We start from the raw sequence: 659 nt of genomic DNA, 5'->3' as shown, positions 1-659 counted from the left end.
CGACCCCTTCCGTCCGGACTGGCTCGCCATGGTGCTCATCTACTGGGCGCTGGCGCTGCCGCACCGGACCAACGTCGGCACCGCCTGGGTGGCGGGCCTGCTGCTGGACGTGCTGCTCGGCAGCACCCTCGGCGTGCGGGCCATGGCCATGGCCATCACCACCTACCTGGCGGCCTTCCAGTTCCAGAAGATCCGCAACTTCTCCCTCTGGCAGCAGGCGCTGATCATCGGTCTGCTCTCCCTGGTGGGGAAGATCACCGTGTTCTGGGCGGAGCATCTGTTCAGCCGGGCCAGCCTCAACTTCGCCTACTTTTGGTCGACGTTGACGACGATGTTAATATGGCCCTGGATTTTTATGGTCTTGCGCAAGGTGCGGCGTCGCTTCAATATCAAGTGAATGTGAATAAAAACAACGCATTGTAACTGCGCATCGTCTCATTGAGTGAAGTATGAACAAGCACAACGAACTGCAACTCTATCTCGCCTCGGGCTCCCCCCGCCGGCACGAGCTTCTGACCCGCCTGGGCTACCGTTTCGAGGTCCTCAAGCTGGATGTGCCGGAGCTGCGCAACGACGGTGAGAAGCCCCAGGATTACGTCTGCCGGCTGGCCCGCGACAAGGCCATGGCCGGTGTGGCCGCGGCGCCGACGGCGCTGCCT

The 659-nt window shown here is 62.2% G+C and carries 2 protein-coding genes; both read left to right on the top strand.

Features of this window, described 5'->3' with window-relative positions:
- Positions 1–397, top strand: a 397-nt coding sequence (gene mreD, locus AACR77_RS06540; protein WP_042880459.1) for a rod shape-determining protein MreD, incomplete at its 5' end; no start/stop codon positions are given.
- A gap of 52 nt (positions 398–449) precedes the next feature.
- On the top strand, positions 450–659 hold a 210-nt coding region (locus AACR77_RS06535; RefSeq protein ID WP_042880457.1), incomplete at its 3' end, for a Maf family protein.

The sequence above is a fragment of the Aeromonas sp. ZOR0002 genome, assembly GCF_963866995.1.
Classification (GTDB): domain Bacteria; phylum Pseudomonadota; class Gammaproteobacteria; order Enterobacterales; family Aeromonadaceae; genus Aeromonas; species Aeromonas caviae.
The sequence above is the reverse complement of the archived record's forward strand: the minus strand, read 5'-3'. Positions and strand labels throughout refer to the sequence as shown.